Source organism: Saccharothrix coeruleofusca, assembly GCF_017876325.1.
Lineage (GTDB): Bacteria > Actinomycetota > Actinomycetes > Mycobacteriales > Pseudonocardiaceae > Actinosynnema > Actinosynnema coeruleofuscum.
The window spans coordinates 580073-595051 of sequence record NZ_JAGINV010000001.1 but is presented as its reverse complement, the minus strand read 5'-3'; the positions used below and the strand labels follow the sequence as shown (position 1 = coordinate 595051).

General features: G+C 70.1%; 12 protein-coding genes. All 12 read right to left on the bottom strand.

From position 1 onward, the window contains the following. Window positions 1–26: 26 nt before the first annotated feature. Window positions 27–476 (bottom strand): hypothetical protein, encoded by a 450-nt coding sequence (locus tag JOF41_RS02955; protein WP_209615956.1) that lies wholly within the window; start codon window positions 474–476, stop codon window positions 27–29. A gap of 61 nt (window positions 477–537) precedes the next feature. Continuing rightward, a complete protein-coding gene (locus JOF41_RS02950) occupies window positions 538–987 on the bottom strand; it encodes a hypothetical protein (RefSeq protein ID WP_209615953.1) in 450 nt (149 codons plus the stop codon). A 61-nt stretch (window positions 988–1048) separates the two neighbouring features. Further along, window positions 1049–1498 carry a hypothetical protein gene (locus JOF41_RS02945; protein WP_209615950.1) on the bottom strand — a complete coding sequence of 150 codons (450 nt, stop codon included), beginning with the start codon at window positions 1496–1498 and terminating at the stop codon, window positions 1049–1051. Window positions 1499–1641: 143 nt separating this feature from the next. Next, window positions 1642–2661: a transposase family protein gene (locus JOF41_RS38495; protein ID WP_372448517.1), complete on the bottom strand. Its 1020-nt coding sequence runs from the start codon at window positions 2659–2661 to the stop codon at window positions 1642–1644. A 207-nt stretch (window positions 2662–2868) separates the two neighbouring features. Further along, complete coding sequence (locus tag JOF41_RS02935; protein ID WP_209615944.1) at window positions 2869–4023, bottom strand: RICIN domain-containing protein; 1155 nt, start codon at window positions 4021–4023, stop codon at window positions 2869–2871. Window positions 4024–4102: 79 nt separating this feature from the next. After that, complete coding sequence (locus JOF41_RS02930; protein WP_209615941.1) at window positions 4103–4552, bottom strand: hypothetical protein; 450 nt, start codon at window positions 4550–4552, stop codon at window positions 4103–4105. 76 nt (window positions 4553–4628) lie between these two features. Next, window positions 4629–8573, bottom strand: a complete 3945-nt coding sequence (locus JOF41_RS02925; RefSeq protein WP_209615939.1) for a hypothetical protein — start codon at window positions 8571–8573, stop codon at window positions 4629–4631. Between the two features lie 118 nt (window positions 8574–8691). Then, window positions 8692–9228: a hypothetical protein gene (locus JOF41_RS02920; RefSeq protein WP_209615937.1), complete on the bottom strand. Its 537-nt coding sequence runs from the start codon at window positions 9226–9228 to the stop codon at window positions 8692–8694. A 361-nt stretch (window positions 9229–9589) separates the two neighbouring features. Further along, a complete protein-coding gene (locus tag JOF41_RS02915) occupies window positions 9590–10717 on the bottom strand; it encodes a glycosyltransferase family 4 protein (protein ID WP_209615934.1) in 1128 nt (375 codons plus the stop codon). 153 nt (window positions 10718–10870) lie between these two features. Continuing rightward, entirely contained in the window at window positions 10871–12148 is a 1278-nt protein-coding gene (locus JOF41_RS02910; protein ID WP_209615932.1) for a hypothetical protein, read from the bottom strand. Window positions 12149–12218: 70 nt separating this feature from the next. Beyond that, on the bottom strand, window positions 12219–13250 hold the full coding sequence (locus tag JOF41_RS02905; RefSeq protein ID WP_189221942.1) for a C40 family peptidase: 1032 nt from the start codon (window positions 13248–13250) through the stop codon (window positions 12219–12221). 322 nt (window positions 13251–13572) lie between these two features. Then, window positions 13573–14931 carry an NYN domain-containing protein gene (locus tag JOF41_RS02900; RefSeq protein ID WP_372448464.1) on the bottom strand — a complete coding sequence of 453 codons (1359 nt, stop codon included), beginning with the start codon at window positions 14929–14931 and terminating at the stop codon, window positions 13573–13575. Window positions 14932–14979: the final 48 nt, after the last annotated feature.

The window sequence follows — 14979 nt, the reverse complement described above, 5'->3', positions numbered from 1 at the left end:
CCGCCGAGATTCCAGGAGGGTGTTTTTCATGTGATGGGGAACTTGGGCGCTTCCAACACTCGGTGCAGGTAGTAATCGCGTTCCTGGTGGTCGACCAAAACTCGGAAACCCGCCTCCTCGAGCACGCCGAACATCGCCCTGATGATGACCCCAGCGGCGGCGCTCACATACATGATCAGACCGTCGTAATCCTGACGGATCACTTTCTCGATGTAGCTCCGACTATTCCGTATGGGGGCGCGCCAGCCCAGGGCGACGCCGAACGGCTCCATCTGGTGCACCAACACGTGGCCACCAACCGGCTCCGATTCCGGCATCTCAGCGGAGAGGACGGTCGCCGAGAACCCCATACGGGCCAGTTCCGCACGAACCTGCTCCGCCAATTCACGCCACGAATCGACGGCGTCCTGCGGCGCCCGATAGGCCGGATCGTCCGCGAGGTGAAGCTCCCGATAAAAGCGAAACGGATCAGTCACGAGCCCCTATCAAAGCAACTTCAGTTCCAGAACAGCCACCGAAATTTCCGTCGAGCATCCCTCACACCATAGGGAACCGAGGCGGCTCCAGCACTCGGCACAGGTACGAGTGGTGCTCCCGGTGGTCGATCAACACTCGAAAACCCGCCTCTTTGAGCACGCCGAGCATCGCCCTGATGATGACTTCGGTGGCGAGGCTCACATACATGATCAGGCCATATTGCTCCTGGTTGAGCACTTTCTCGATGTAACTCCGACCATCCCGCACGGGGGCGTGCCAGTCCAGGGTGACACCGAACGGCTCCATCTGGTGCACCAACACGTGGCCACCAACCGGCTTCGATTCCGGCATCTCAGCGGAGAGGACGGTCGCCGGGAACCCCATACGGGCCAGTTCCGCACGAACCTGCTCCGCCAATTCACGCCACGAATCGACGGCGTCCCGCGGCGCCCGATAGGCCGGATCGTCCGCGAGGTGAAGCTCCCGATAAAAGCGAAACGGATCAGTCACGAGCCCCCCATCAAAGCAACTTCAACTCCAGAACAGCCACCGAAATTCCGGCGAGCATCCCTCACACCATAGGGAACCGAGGAGGTTCCAGCACCCGGTACAAATATTTGCCGCGCTCCTGATAATCAATCAGAACTCGAAAGTGCGCCTCTTTCAGAACATCGAACAACAACCTTGTGATAATTCTATTGGCGTTGCCCACATAGCCGACCAGGCCATCGAGATCCTGGTTGGCGATCTTCTGGATAAAGCTTTCGCTGTTCTCCACCGGGGTATGCCAGTCCACCGTCACCCCGAAAGGCTGCGTCTCGTGCACGAGCACGTGCGCGCCCACCGGTTTCGATTCTGACGCCTCAGCGGAGAGCACAGTCACCGGAAGTCCGATGCGTGCCAGTTCTGCACGAACTTGCTCGGCCAGGTTACGCCACGATGCAACGGCGTCCTGCGGTGCCCGATAAGTCGGATCACCGGCAGCATGGGCCTCTTTGTAGAAGAGAAACGGATGGGTCACAGGCTCGAATCCTACTCAAGTCGCCCCACTATGGCAATAGATCAGGGCGGGTCACTCGTGCGATCCGCCCACTCAACACCGACACCACCAGCCACGAGGAGAGCCCGATCTCCGAGCACAATCGAACTGTTTGCACTCAATTTTCATACCCACTTCCCGTAGGGCATGTTTTCCGAAATGTTCGAGTGTGGCGAGCAAGCACGAGGCAGCTGGTGTGACGGCAGGGCGTGGCCAGTCGCTCGCCTTCGACACGGCCCTGGTTGAGGTAGCGGACCGATAGGTTCGCACTGCCGGTGGAGGTAGCCCAGCTCTCGGATTTCCGCGAGCAAGTGCGTGATGGGAACACGGGGTCGGCCACACATCGGGCGAGCGGATGATCGCGGTAGGGGGTCAGGAGGGTTGGGCGGTAGGTGGGGGCGATGCGCAGGACCTGGGGATCGGGCATGCGGGCATAGCGTGTTCTGAGGCAGGGCGGGTTGACGGTGACCTGGCACCCGGCATGCGCGGGCCTCGAGCAGGACCTTGTCGTAGAAATCTCGCCACAATGCCAGGCTGACCTGAATCGCGTCGGGCAGGGTGGGACGGACGGACGGCCTCGGCGTAGGTGACCAAACCATCCCGGCACACGACCACGACCTCGGGTGCCGCGATGTTCGCGCAGCCAGGACCACAGGGTGGCCGCGTCGCGGCCTGGCGGAACCGCGACACGTCGACAAGTCTCGGCATCGATGCTGACCGTGGCGTAGCAGCGGCGTCGGCGCAGAACGAAATCGTCCACGCCGATCACTCGTGGAACCGACTGTTCGGGCAGCGGCAGACGGCGCAACGCGGTGCTGCGGGACACCGGCACGGCCAACAGACCGGTCAGGCGTGCGGCCGCCCGACCGCACAACTCCCGCGTCATCCGCGATATCCGCCGAACGAGCCGCACCGTGCGGCGCTGGTGGCGTTCCAGGAGATCCGGAATCTGTTCTCGGAAGGTCTGGCCGCAGACAGCTCCAAACCGGGCAGACCAGCCGTCGTACGCACAGGTGCACGACGACCTGGCGACCGTCGACCGGCACGTCTTTCACCGTCCGGTGGTGATACCCGTGCACCTTCACCGTGGCGGTCCTGCAGATCGGACACGGCACGGCCCCGTCCCGACTGCGGTCCGTGAGCATAACCATGCCGCCGCTGTCCTTTACGTCCTCGACGAGCAACGCCGACAACCCAACAGATACCGTCCCCTCCAAGGGAATCGACATCCACCACAAGATCATGGTGACGGTTGATTACTTCACGTCACCACCGACTACGGACCAGAGCCCCGGTCGGCGTGATCGCAGGTATGGACGGCCCGATCGCGTCCGACACGGTGGCAGACCGGCTCAAGAGACCTGCCACTGCTGGTTGCGTCCGCCGTTGCACTGCCAGCTGGCCACGATGTGCGTGGCTGGTCCGTTGGTTCCCTGCGGGTACTCCTGGTCCAGGCACCAGCCGCTCTGCTTGTTCACCAGCAGGACCCTGCGTCCCGAGGCGGTGGGTTCGATCCGCCACTGCTGGTTGCCGCCCCCGTTGCACTGCCAGGCTGCCACTTTGTTCGTGGCAGGCCCGTCGGTTCCCTGCGGGTACTCCTGGTCCAGGCACCACCCGCTGAGAGCGTTGACCAAGCGGACGGTGTCGGGCGAGGCCCATTCCCATCGCCACTGCTGGTTGTCCCCTGAGTTGCACTGCCAGGCTCCCACCGTATTCGTGGCGGGCCCGTCGGTTCCCTGCGGGTATTCCTGGTCCAGGCACCACCCGCTCAGGTCGTTGACCAACCGTGAGGGTTCGTCGGTCGTCCGGGTGATCCAATCGGTGATGTCGTCCAGCCTGGCCTCGGTGCTGCCCTGGCGGGTTTCGTTCACGGCCAGGCATCCGTGCTGCCAGGAGGTGCTGTTGATCGCGACCAGGGACACCACTCCGTCCGTCTCGCGGAACGCCGGACCGCCTGCGTCGCCCTTACAGATGTCCACGCCGTCGACGCCGGTGATCGCGGCGGTGGTGGCGGTCACCGCGTCGACCGAGAACAGGGCCGTGCGCGGGCGATCGGGAACCCATTCGGCTGCTGTGCGGCCGAATCCCGCGGCGCGCAGCACCTCGCCGGGTGTAGGAGCCAAAGATGAGATCCGAACCGGTGCGACGTCGATGACCGGGATATCCAGCTTGGCCAGCATCACATCGCGGTCGGTGCGGCGCACCAAGGTCGACACGCGGGCCACCCGGCCGGTGCCGGTTCCGACGTTGACATCTCCCACCGCGACTGTCGTCTCGCTGGTCGGGATTCCGCCGGTGGGGTTGCCGGGGAAACAAGAGGCTGCGGTCACCACCCACTGTGGGGAAATCAGGGCTCCCGAGCAGCCGGTGACGGCGGAGTTCACCTTGGCAATGAATCGATACGTTCCCAGGGGGACCGTCGTACCGCTGGACAGCGCCGAGGCCGAGATGCCGAATTGCGCCGCCATTACGGCGGCAGAGGCGGCGACAACAACCGCTTTTCTCATATTTCCACGCCTTTCCAAGGTTAAGCCCGCATTAGCGCAGATTCAGAGAACGGTCGCCGGAATTCCCGGCGACCGTTCTTCACTTGATAGGAAACCTGGGCGCTTCCAGCACTCGGTACAGGTAGTAATCACGCTCCTGATGGTCGATTAACACTCGAAAACTTGCCTCATCGAGCACGTCGAACATCGCCTTGGTGATGATTTCGGTGGCGGCGCTCACGTACCTGATCAGCCCCTCGCGCTCCTGGGCGATCGCTTTCTCGATGTAGCTCCGACTATTCCGTACGGGGGCGCGCCAGTCCAGGGCGACGCCGAACGGCTCCATCTCGTGCACCAGCACGTAGCCACCAACCGGCTGCAATTCCGACATTTCATAGGAGAAGACGGTCACCGGAAACCCCATGCGGGCCAGTTCCGCGCGAGCCTGCTCCGCCAATTCACGCCACGAATCGACGGCATCCCGCGGCGCCCGGTAAGTCGGATCGCCCGCAAGGTGCAACTCTCGATAAAAGAGAAAAGGGTCAGTCACGAATTCGATCCTATCAGACACACGAAGCGTGAAAACAAAGGCGTGCGGACCGCCCGCGCGACTCTCCTGCCCGATCTCAAAACCCGCCACCCGCCATGATGGATAGCAGTTCATTGAGCATTTGGGCTTCCTCTTTGGAATTGCCGCCCACGTACTGGACGACATAGTAGATCTTCGCCTCGGGCGACAGTTCTGTCCGCAGCAACGGCTGGCACGGGTCCGAACAGGGCGAGCGCTCGGTGAAAAACTCGGTAATCTCCTTCGGGTCGAATCGCTGCCCCTCCGGCAACCCCTCGTTCCGCTTCTTGATGGTATCGATGATCCGCTGCTCTGAGTGCATGCGCTCACCGCTGAGGGCGCGAATGTAGTCATCCTTGAACACCGGGTCGTTCCAGCCTGGCAATTTGGCCACGGCCACGTTGATCCCTGGGCTCGGCGCGGGGACTACGCGACGGAAGTCATACGCGACCCTGGCAATATCACTGGCCCAGTACTGGACCGCGATGAGACACAGCGACGTGGCGATCGCCACCCGGCTCGTGACGCACGAGCCGGCCGCCTGCCTGATCACGTTCAGGTCGAGGTGGACCAGCGCGCCGCGAACCGCTACTCCACCGAGGAAGTTGACCTCGGCGAGCGCGCCCAGCCGGGAGGCCAGGAACGAGTCCGCGACGACGCCGGTGAGGAACTCCGCGCCGATGGCCACTTCGATGCCCGCGCCCGCCGCTGTCGCGAGGAACCCCGCCTCGGCGCCGATGAGCGCACCCGCCAGCGGAGCGGTGCAGACCTGCGCGCAGAACATGCCCGCGCCGATGACGACGGCGCCCGCCACCACGAAACCCGCGATGGTCCACCAGCGTTCGGCCTCGGCCTCGCTCTCGGCGTCGGCGATCGCCTTGTTGATGATGTAGGTCAGCGCGGGGTTGTAGGCGCCCTTCAGGCACTCGTTGAACGCCTGCTCGCTGCCCTGCTTGAGCTGGTTGCAGATCGCGACGTTGCGCTCGGACTCGCCCTTGGGGTCGGCGATCATCCGCTGCGCGCGGGTGACGCAGTCGTCCCGCTCCGGTCCTGGGGGCACGTTGTTGCACGCGTTGTTGACCTGTTCGGCGAACCGGGCCTTCTCCGCGGCGATCTCCCGGTTGGCCTTGTCGATCGCCTTCGAACGCGCCTCGTTCGCGGCGTTGACGGCCGCCTCCGCATCCGCGCCCGCGTCAACGGCGTCCTGGTACGCCTGGTGCGCGGCTTGCATGGCGCTGGTCGCGTGGCCTGCGGCGATGTTGGCCGAACTCCTGGCGGACACCGCCGACCGGGCCGCCCGCACGGCGGACTGCGAGGCCCGCGCCGCGGCCTGGACCGCAGTCTCCGCCGACCGCGCCGCGCGCTCGGCGGACGCCTTGGCCTCCTCGGCGGAGGCCAAGGCCTCGTTCGCGGACCTGGCCGCGGCATCGGCGTGACCTGCCGCCTGCCGGGCGTAACCGGCGGCTTCCTCGGCTGCCTTGCGCGCGGTGGCGGCCACGGACTGAGCGGTGGCGGCGTTCTGCAACGCGGTGGACGCCACCGAGGCGGCCTCGGCGACCATCGCGGCGACGACCGCGTTGTGCGCGGCGGCCTCCCGATCGTGCCGGATGGCGATGTGCTGGCCGCCGTGCCGGTACTGCCGGATCAGCTCCGGCGGTCCCTCCAGCGCGGCCTGCCCGAGCAGCCGGGCCTCCGGACCGGTGTTCGGGTTGGCGATGAGCTGGTTGATGGCGATGCGGTCGTCGTGCTCACGGGCGCTGTTCTGGCCGGTGTCCAGGAACTCCGAGTACGCCGCGACGGTGCCGGAGTCCAGCGCCCGTTGGGCTGCGGCAGCGACCGTGGCGTCGCCCGCGTCGCGGGCGGCGGCCAGCACCTGGTTGACCTCGATGCGCAGATCGGTGCCGCGCTCCGGGTAGTCGGGGGACTCCAGGAACCGCCGGACATCGGCGTCACTGCCCGCGAGGGCGGCGTTTCCCGCGTTCTTCTTGCTCTGGGGGGCATCGGCGATCAGCTGCTGCACCGTCTCGCGGTCGTCCAGAGCCGCTGCCTGGGCGATGCCCGTCCGGACGTACTCCCGGACCTCCGGGTCCGCCCCCGAAAGGGCGCTCGCGGCGGCGGCTTTGCTCCAGGGACCGCTCGTGGCCACCAGCTTCAGCGCGATCTTGCGGCCGTTGGCCGCGACCAGGGCCGGGTCGGCGCCGGGCGCGGTCGCTTCCGCCAGCCACTGGTTGGTCTGCGCGTCGCGCTGCGCCTGCTGCGGGGCGCTCCAGCGGCGGACGAGCCCGAGGTGGTCGCTCACCTGGTTGGCCTGGCGAGCGGCGAGGGCAGCCTGCTCCGCCTGGATGGTCAGGCGCTCGCTGTCGGCCTGCCGGGCCGCGTTGTAGAGTCGCGCGGCCTGTGCGGCGGAGTCGACGGCGATCTGCGCCGCGTTGCTGGCCGCGTTGGCGTGTTCCGTGGCCAACCGGGCCGCGTTCTCGGCCTCACCCGCGCGCCGGGCCGCCTCATCCGCCGCTGCCGAGGCCAGCAGCGCGTCGATCACGGCCTTGGCCGCCAGTTCCCGTGCCCGGCTTGCCGCGTCCGCGGCTTCGACCGCGTAGGCGCGTGCGGACGCCGCCGCGCGGTTGGCCAGACCGGCCTGCGCGCGAGATCTGGCTGCGGCGGCCTCGGCCGCGCTGGCGTCCGCACCGGCCGACCGCGCCCACCGCACGGCCTCCTGCGCCGCCTCCGCCGACTGGTTCGCGTTCGAACCAGCCGAGTTGGCCGCGTTGACGGCTTCTTGCGCCCGGCTCAGCGCGTTCTGGGCCAAGTCGATGGCCTGCACGGCCTGCTGGGCCTCGTTGGAAGCGTTCGAGGCGCCGATCGCGGCCCGCGCCGCGTCTCCGGCCCGACCTCGGTCCACCCGTGCGGCAGCCGCGAAGTTCCACGCGGTGCTGGACGCCTGCCCTGCCTTGGTCGCCGCAGCGGCGGCGCGGGTGGCGGCGTTGGCGGCGATTCGCGCGGCGGTGGTGGCGGCGTTGGCCGCGCCGATCGCGGTCGTGGCCGCGCTCGCCGCCCGGTTCGCGGCGGTCGCGGCCTGGTTGGCCGCCTCGGCCGCGCCTGCTGCGTTGTTCTTGGCCGCCTCGGCTGCTTCGGCGGCCAGTTCGGCCGCTTGCCGAGCCAGGTCAGCTTCCCTCAGCGCCTTGTCCGCGCTGTCCTTGGCGGCCTGGGTCTCCTGGGCGGCCTGCTCGCCCGCGAGCTTCGCAGCGGCGACCAGCTGCGCGATGCTCGCGGTTTCCTGGTCCCGTGCTTCGGCGACCTCCCACTCCCGGCTGATGAACAGCCGCAGCGCTTCGGGTGTCTCGGCGTCCAGCGCGGTTTGTGCCGCCGCGCGGACCGCGGGACCACCCGCCGCGTAGATCTGGTTGACCCTGATGCGCAGATCGGTGTTCGCCGCTTGAACCGAGGTGACTTCCAGGAAGTTCCGCAGTGCTTCGGGTGAGCCATCGTCCAGCGCGGCCTGCGCGGCCCTCTGGACCTGCGCGCCCCCAGCCGCGTAGATCTGGTTGACCCGGATGCGCAGATCGGTGTTGGAGGCATTGCTCCACCCCGTGATCAGGAAGTCCCGCAGCACGTCCGGGTCGGTGTCCCCGGCGTCCAACGCGGCCTGCGCCGCGCTTCTGGTCGCAGGTCCGCCCGCCGCGAGGATTCGGTTGACCGCAATCCGATCGTCCAGCTCGACCAGGCGGTCCAATTTCTGGTTCAGGAACGCCTCGACCTCGGCGTCGGAGCCGAGCAGCGCCTTCTCCGCCGCAGCCTTGACCTGGTCGCCGCCGCTCCGCCAGAGGATCAGCGCTTTGGCGCGAGGAGTCAGCGGGCGGTCCGCGGAAGTCTCCACGCCGGAGGCGGTCCGCTCGACCGGTCCAGCGGTGGCCTGGTTGGTGCCGACCTGGGCCAGCAAGGCGGAGGTCAGCACCGCCACTAAGCCGACGCGCAGCAGCCGGTGCTCTCTTCTCACCGATTTCATCGGTTGTCTTCCCCCTCTGAGGGCGCCGTCCAGCGGCACCCGACGTGACAAGGAGCACGCCCTCGGTCGGAGGACGTGCTTCAACGCAGTGGAGCGTTCGCTTCCGGGCGGAGCCGGATCAGGAGCTGGCGGTCAGCTGGAGCAGCGTGGTGGGCGGGTTGCCAGGACTGATGCCCACACCGACCGGCGTGCTGGCGCGAGGGTTGACGTCTACGGTGGTCTGCGTCCCCGAGTCGGTGGTCAGCAGCGCCTTCACGACGTGCCCCGCGTCCGGCGCGTATCCGTCGCCGCGAATTTCGTAGACGGCAGGCAGCCGGAGTTGCAGCACTCCTGGTGTGCCGGTGATCCTGAAGCAGACTCGGCCATCCCGATTGACGCCGACGGATTCGGACGACCGCACCCGCATCACACCGATGCCGTTGACGGGCTGGGTCGAGCAGTCAGCGAGGAGGATGTGGCCATCACCGGAGATGAGTCGGACCCCGGTCTCGGTGAAGATCCGGTCGGCGTCGGGGTAGGCGAAGTCCTCCACCGCTGGGACCTGCCCGTCATCGGTAGCGGCGGTGGTCGGTTCAGCTTGCGCCATCACGGTGCCCGCGGTCGCAATCGCGGTGACGGCGGTGGCTGCTAACAGCACAACAACAGGTGACCTCATGCTTCCCCCCTGGGTCGGCCACTTCAAGACACGTTCGCGTTACTCTGCGTAGCGCCAAGGGGAAGCTAGCAGTCAGCTCGGGGCGCACCAGCCCCAAAAGATCACGCGACAGCACTTCTATTCGTGCGAAGCGAGCCCGCCGTGCCGGAGGCGGGGCCGTCCAGTGCAGACGGGTGGCCCGCACCCGATCCGGATGCGGGCCACCCGACCCCCAGTGGTCGTTCCGCGTGACGCGGACGAGAAGTCCGGTACCCAGACTGCCCCACGCCGCTGACGTATCGCTGACGCGGCGATGACTCGTGCGGTGTCGGGTAGTGGTTACCGGCCTCGACGGGCGGGGCGGGTGGTACTTGCTGGCGGGTTAGGTGAGCAGGTGGGTGAGGCGGGTGGCGAGGGTGTCCCAGCGCCACTGGGTGGAGACCCACTCGCGGCCCGCCCGACCCATCTTGGTGGCGGTCCCAGGGTCGGCCAGCAGACCGGCGACGGCGTCGGCGACCTCGGCCACCTCGCGGCCGTCGACCACGTGGCCGGTGACGCCGTCGCGGACCGTCTCCGGCGCGCCGCCGGAGCGCCCGGCGACCACCGGCAGGCCGGTCGCCGAGGCTTCCAGGTAGACGATGCCCAGCCCTTCCACGTCCAGTCCGCGCCCGCGCGTCCGGCACGGCATAGCGAACACGTCGCCCGCGTTGTAGTGCGCGGGCAGCTCGGCCCACGGCACCGACCCGGTCAGCACCACGTCGTCGGCCACCCCGACCGACTCGGCCAAGGCGCGCAGCCGGTCGCGGTACGGACCGCCGCCGACCAGCAGCAGCGCCGCGCCCGGCACCCGGCGACGGATCTCGGGCAGCGCGCGCACCAGCACGTCCTGCCCCTTGCGCGGCACCAGCCGGGACACGCACACCACCACCGGCCGGTCCCCCAGGCCGTACCGGGCGCGGATCTCCTCCCGCGCGCCCGCGTCGGGGGCGAACACGTCGACGTCCACACCGGACGGCAGATGCTCCAGCGCGGCCATCGGGCCGAACGCCGCGGCGAACCGCGACCGCGTGTACCGGCTCACGTAGGTGACCACGTCCACTGTGGAGCCGATGCGCCGCAGCGCCTGCCGCGCGCCGGGCAGCATCGACCAGCCGACCTCGTGCCCGTGGGTGGAGGCGACCACCCGCTGCGCGCCCGCTTGGCGCAGTCGGGGGGCCAGCAGCGCCAGCGGGGCCGCCGCGCCGAACCACACCGCTTCGCAGCGCTCGGCCCGCATCACGTCCTCGGCCCGCCGCAGCACGTCCGGCGTGGGCAGCATCAGGGTGCCTGGGTGGCGCACCACCGGGAACGGCTGCTCGGCGTCGAACTCGGGGTGCGACCCGGCGGGCGAGTGCCACGACGGCGCGTAGACCACCAGGTCCGGCAGCCGGGTGGCCAGAGCGTGCAGGTACGCCTGGATGCCACCGGGGCGGGGCGGGAAGTCGTTGGTCACCAGCAGGGTCCGACGCACCCGCCGAGGTTAGCCGACCCCCACCCACCCGCGTCTGCAAGTACTACCCGCACAGCCCCACCGAGCGCGTAACCACTACCCGTGCCCGGTGGGGCGCGGGCCGGGTAGTAGTCAACGGCTCGTTGTGGTGGGTCGGGTAGTACTTGCGGGTGGTCAGGGGGTGAACTCCTGGGCCAGGAACTCCCGCCAGCCCGCCAGCAGCTCCACCCGGCTCTCCCCCATGGTCTCCAGCAGCACCCCGTCCACTTCGGACTCGGGTGCGCGACCCATGCCCGCCAGCCGCCGGTACAGCGCGACCAGTCCCGGCTCGCCCAGCCGCCGCGCCAGGTACCGGTTGAGCGACCAGGACTGCTGGTAGGCCAGCTCCATGCGGTCGCCGCGGAAGTCCGCGTCGGCGGGCAGCGCGGTGGGCAGGCCTGCGCGCACCTGGGCAGCCAGCGCGGGCGCCGCGCGGGTGACCGGCACGCCGCTGCCGCGGTAGCCCACGTAATCGGCGAAGCCCTCCAGCAGCCACATCGGCGCCCCGTCCACGGTCGAAGCGCGGGTGGCCACGTGGGTGATCTCGTGGCGCAGCAGCACCCGCAGCGGTTCGGCGGGCAGCGCCCCGGCGGCGGTCGGGTTGAGCACCACCCGCTGTCCGAGCGCGGTGCGGGTGACCGGGTCCACCCGGTCAGCCACGGCCACGCCCGCGATGCCGCCGGTGGCGAAGCCGTCGCCGACCAGCGCCCGCATCTCCTCCACGCCCGTGGGCACGAGCACCGCCACCTGGCGCGGCCACGCCTCGCCCCACACGTCGGTCACCGCCGCGACCGCGCCGTCCAGCTCGGCCAGCACGCGGGCGGCCAGCGCCTCGCCGCCGGGGTGGCTGAGCACGAACCCGCCGGTGCCCGCGAGCACCCGGCAGGGGCCGAAGTCCCAGGGGCCGCGCCAGGTGCGCTTGCCCAGCGGTTCCAGCGCGGTGTCCGAGGACAGGTACCAGCGCTCGCCTCGGCGGCTGAACAGGTAGCCCATCGGCTGGCTGCTGGGTGCGACGTCCACGCCGCGCAGCCGGTAGGCCAGCCGCACGCCGGGGGCGCGGTGCTCGTCGGCGGCGGGCAGGTCCAGCGAGTCCAGCGGGGTCGCCTCGGAGACCCGGTAGGTCCACTCGGCCAGCGGCACGGCGGCCAGGTTGCGGAACAGGTCCAGCTGCCGCCGCCGGAACTCCGGGTCGGCGCGCGGGTCCAGGTCGGCGGTGAAGGCGGCCTCGTCGCGCTCCAGCACGGCGCGGGCGCGGCGGTCCAGCAGCTCGCGCAGGGCCTGGTCGGCCGCCGGGGCGGCGGTGGGGGCCGCGGTCGCGGGAGTGGGCTGGTCCGAGGGGGCCACGGCCAGGCCGAGCCCGGTGAGGAAGGTCAGGGCCACGGCCACGGCCAGCGGCACCCGGTAGCGGCTCACGGGTCTCCGGGAAGTCGTCGGCGGGGCCACCCCGCCAGGATGGCGCACGAGGTGGCCCCGCCGCGCGGGGTCAGCCCGCGATGCGCCGCATCGCGTAGATCGTGCCGGGGTTCTCCAGCGGGACGATCTTCACCGGCACGCCGTCGGTGGACGCGTGGACGACACGCGCGTTGTCCACGGCCATGCCGACGTGGTTGCCGCCGTTGTAGATGATCAGGTCGCCCGCGGTGACCTGGGCGCGGGTGACCGCCCTGCCCGCGGTGGCCTGGCCGTTGCTGGTGCGCGGGATGCTGACGCCCGCCGCCGCGTAGGACTTCATGGTCAGGCCGGAGCAGTCCCACAGGTCCGGGCCGGTGGCGCCGTACTGGTACATGTCGCCGCGCTGCGCCAGCGCGAACGCCAGCGCCTCGCCCGCCTTGCTGGCGGGGACCGAGATCTGCGAGGTGTCGCCGGGGTTGGTCAGCGCGCTCTTCTCGCTGGCGGTCAGCCGGTTGAGCTGGGTCCTGACCTCGGTCATCTGCTTCTCGAGGTCGCCCTTGCGCTTCCGGACGTCCTCGGCGATCTTGGCGGCCTCCTCGGTGGCGGTCCGCGCCTTGTTCTGGGCGTCCGCGGCCTTGGTGCGCGCGGCCTCGGCCGCGTCGACCGCCCCGGACAGCTTGTCCAGCGCCTCGCCGTTGTCCGCGGCCAGGATGCCCAGCGCGGACATGCGGTCCAGGAAGTCCTGCTGCGAGTCGCTGACCAGCAGCGCGGAGAGCTGGTTGAACCGCGCGCCCTCGAACGAGGCCTCGGTGAGCAGGTCGACCTGGCCGCGGAACTGCTCCTCGTCGGCCTTGGCCTGGTCGCCCGCCTGGCTGGCCTGGGCCAGCTCGGCGGTGGCCTTGTCCAGCTCGGCCTGGTTGGCCTTGTGCTTCTCCTCCGCCTGGAGGAGCTCCTCGTTGAGCTTGGTGGCCTGCTCGGCCAGCTCGTTGTACTTCTTCAGCGCATCGGAAGCTGTGTTCGGCTGAGCACCGGCAGGTACGGGCGCTACGCCCACCGCCGCAGCGGCCACCGCCGTGGCCGCGAGCGCTCCGCGCACACCGCGCTTGAGTCGTTGCGACGCCACAGTCGCGCGTTTCTCCGTTCGTGTGAACCGCCTACCGAGGAAGACGCTGGGCGCGGTGCGCCGCCACTGCCCGAAGTGCAGGTCCGCGTGTTCCGGCTCGGCTCCCCCGAAGCGCCGATTCGGCGGTGAACTCGCGTCGCCGCCCAGGGTGGGCGACGGCCCGCCGCGAGATCTCGGTCAGGTTACGAGGAGTGGCCGCTGACGTCTACCGGCTGACCCCCGAAAAGCTCTCAGGTTCATCACAATCCCCGCGCTCCGGCAGGCGTGACCTCGGGGTGTGATCAACAGTGTTGCCAAGAACACGCACGGTGGCGACTTCGGGTCAGACCCGGCCCAGCCGGGCGAGCAGCACCGCGGAGGGCACCGGGTGCGCCCCCCGGCGGCGCACCGAGTCGGCCACCGCGCGGTCGGAGGTCACCACCACCACCGGCCGCCCCTCCGGTTCGGCGGTCACCAGCGCCCGGATCACGTCGTCGGCCAGCACACCGGGGTCGCTGAACAGCACCCGCACCCCGCGCGGGGCCGCCGCGGGCACCGCCACCACGCCCGCCCCGTCGAACACCAGCGTCACCTCCGCGCCGGTGCGCGCGGCCAGCACGGCGAGCTGGTGCACCAGCCGGTCGCGCTGGTCGGACAGCGACAGCTCGGGGTAGCCGGTCTTGGTGACGTTGTAGCCGTCCACGATCAGGTGCACGGCGGGCAGCGCGAGCAGCCGGTCCAGCGCCGCAGGGGCCTCCACCCGCCCCACCGCGCCCTGCGCCGCGCTCGCGCCGCGCACCAGGTCGGCGGGCCGGGGCCCGGCGCCGCCCAGCGCCAGCTCGCGGCGCAGCCCGTTGACCGCGCCGTCGAGGGTGTCCACCAGCAGCGCCAGCCGCACCTCGTCGGCCTGCCTGGCCTCCTTGGCCGACTGGCGCGCGACTTCGGCGTCGGCTTCGGCCCGCTGCGCCTTGGCGCGCTCGGTCTCGGCCCGCTCGCGCTCCCGGTCGCGCTCGGCGGTGAGCCTGCGCACCTCGGCCTCGGCCTCCGCGCGCACCCGCGCCACCTCGGCCGCCGCCGACTCCGCGCGGTCCTTGGCCTCGCGCACCCGCACGCCCTGCTCGCGCAACCGCTTGCGCAGCCGCTCCAGCTCGACCTCGGCCTCCGCGCGGATGCGGTCCGCCACGCCGGTGGACTCCGCGCGCTCGGCGCGCAGCCGCTCCAGCTCCAGCTCCAGCCGCTCGGCCCGCTGCACCGCGGCGTCCCGCTCGGCGCGCAGCGCCGCGTCGGCGGCGCGCCGGGCGACCAGCTCGGCGAAGTGCGCCGCGACCTCCTCGCCCTGCAGGATCGCCGCCGCGCCCGCGGCCACCGGGTCCGGCGCGGTGACCTCCAGGGCGGCGGGTCGGTTGCGGCGCAGCCACTCGACCACGGCGGCGCGGAAGTTCGACGAGCTCTTCAGGCACGCCAGCAGCACCGCGCTGCCCAGCCGGGCGCGCTTGGTCGGGGCGAACCGGGCCACCGCGCGCAGCTGCTGCGGCACGTCCACCTTGGCCATGTCGCCCAGCGCGTCCGCGCTGAGCTCGGCCAGCCGGGCGCGCAGCGGCTCCGGCAGCGCACCCCAGTCCACAGTGGACTCGGCGACCGGGTCGGGCTCCTCGGCCACCGGGTCGGCTGCCTCGTCGGCGGGCGCGATCGGGTCCTGCACCCGTACAGGCTACGGCCAGGTGGTCCGGTTACCGAAAATGTCGGGGGC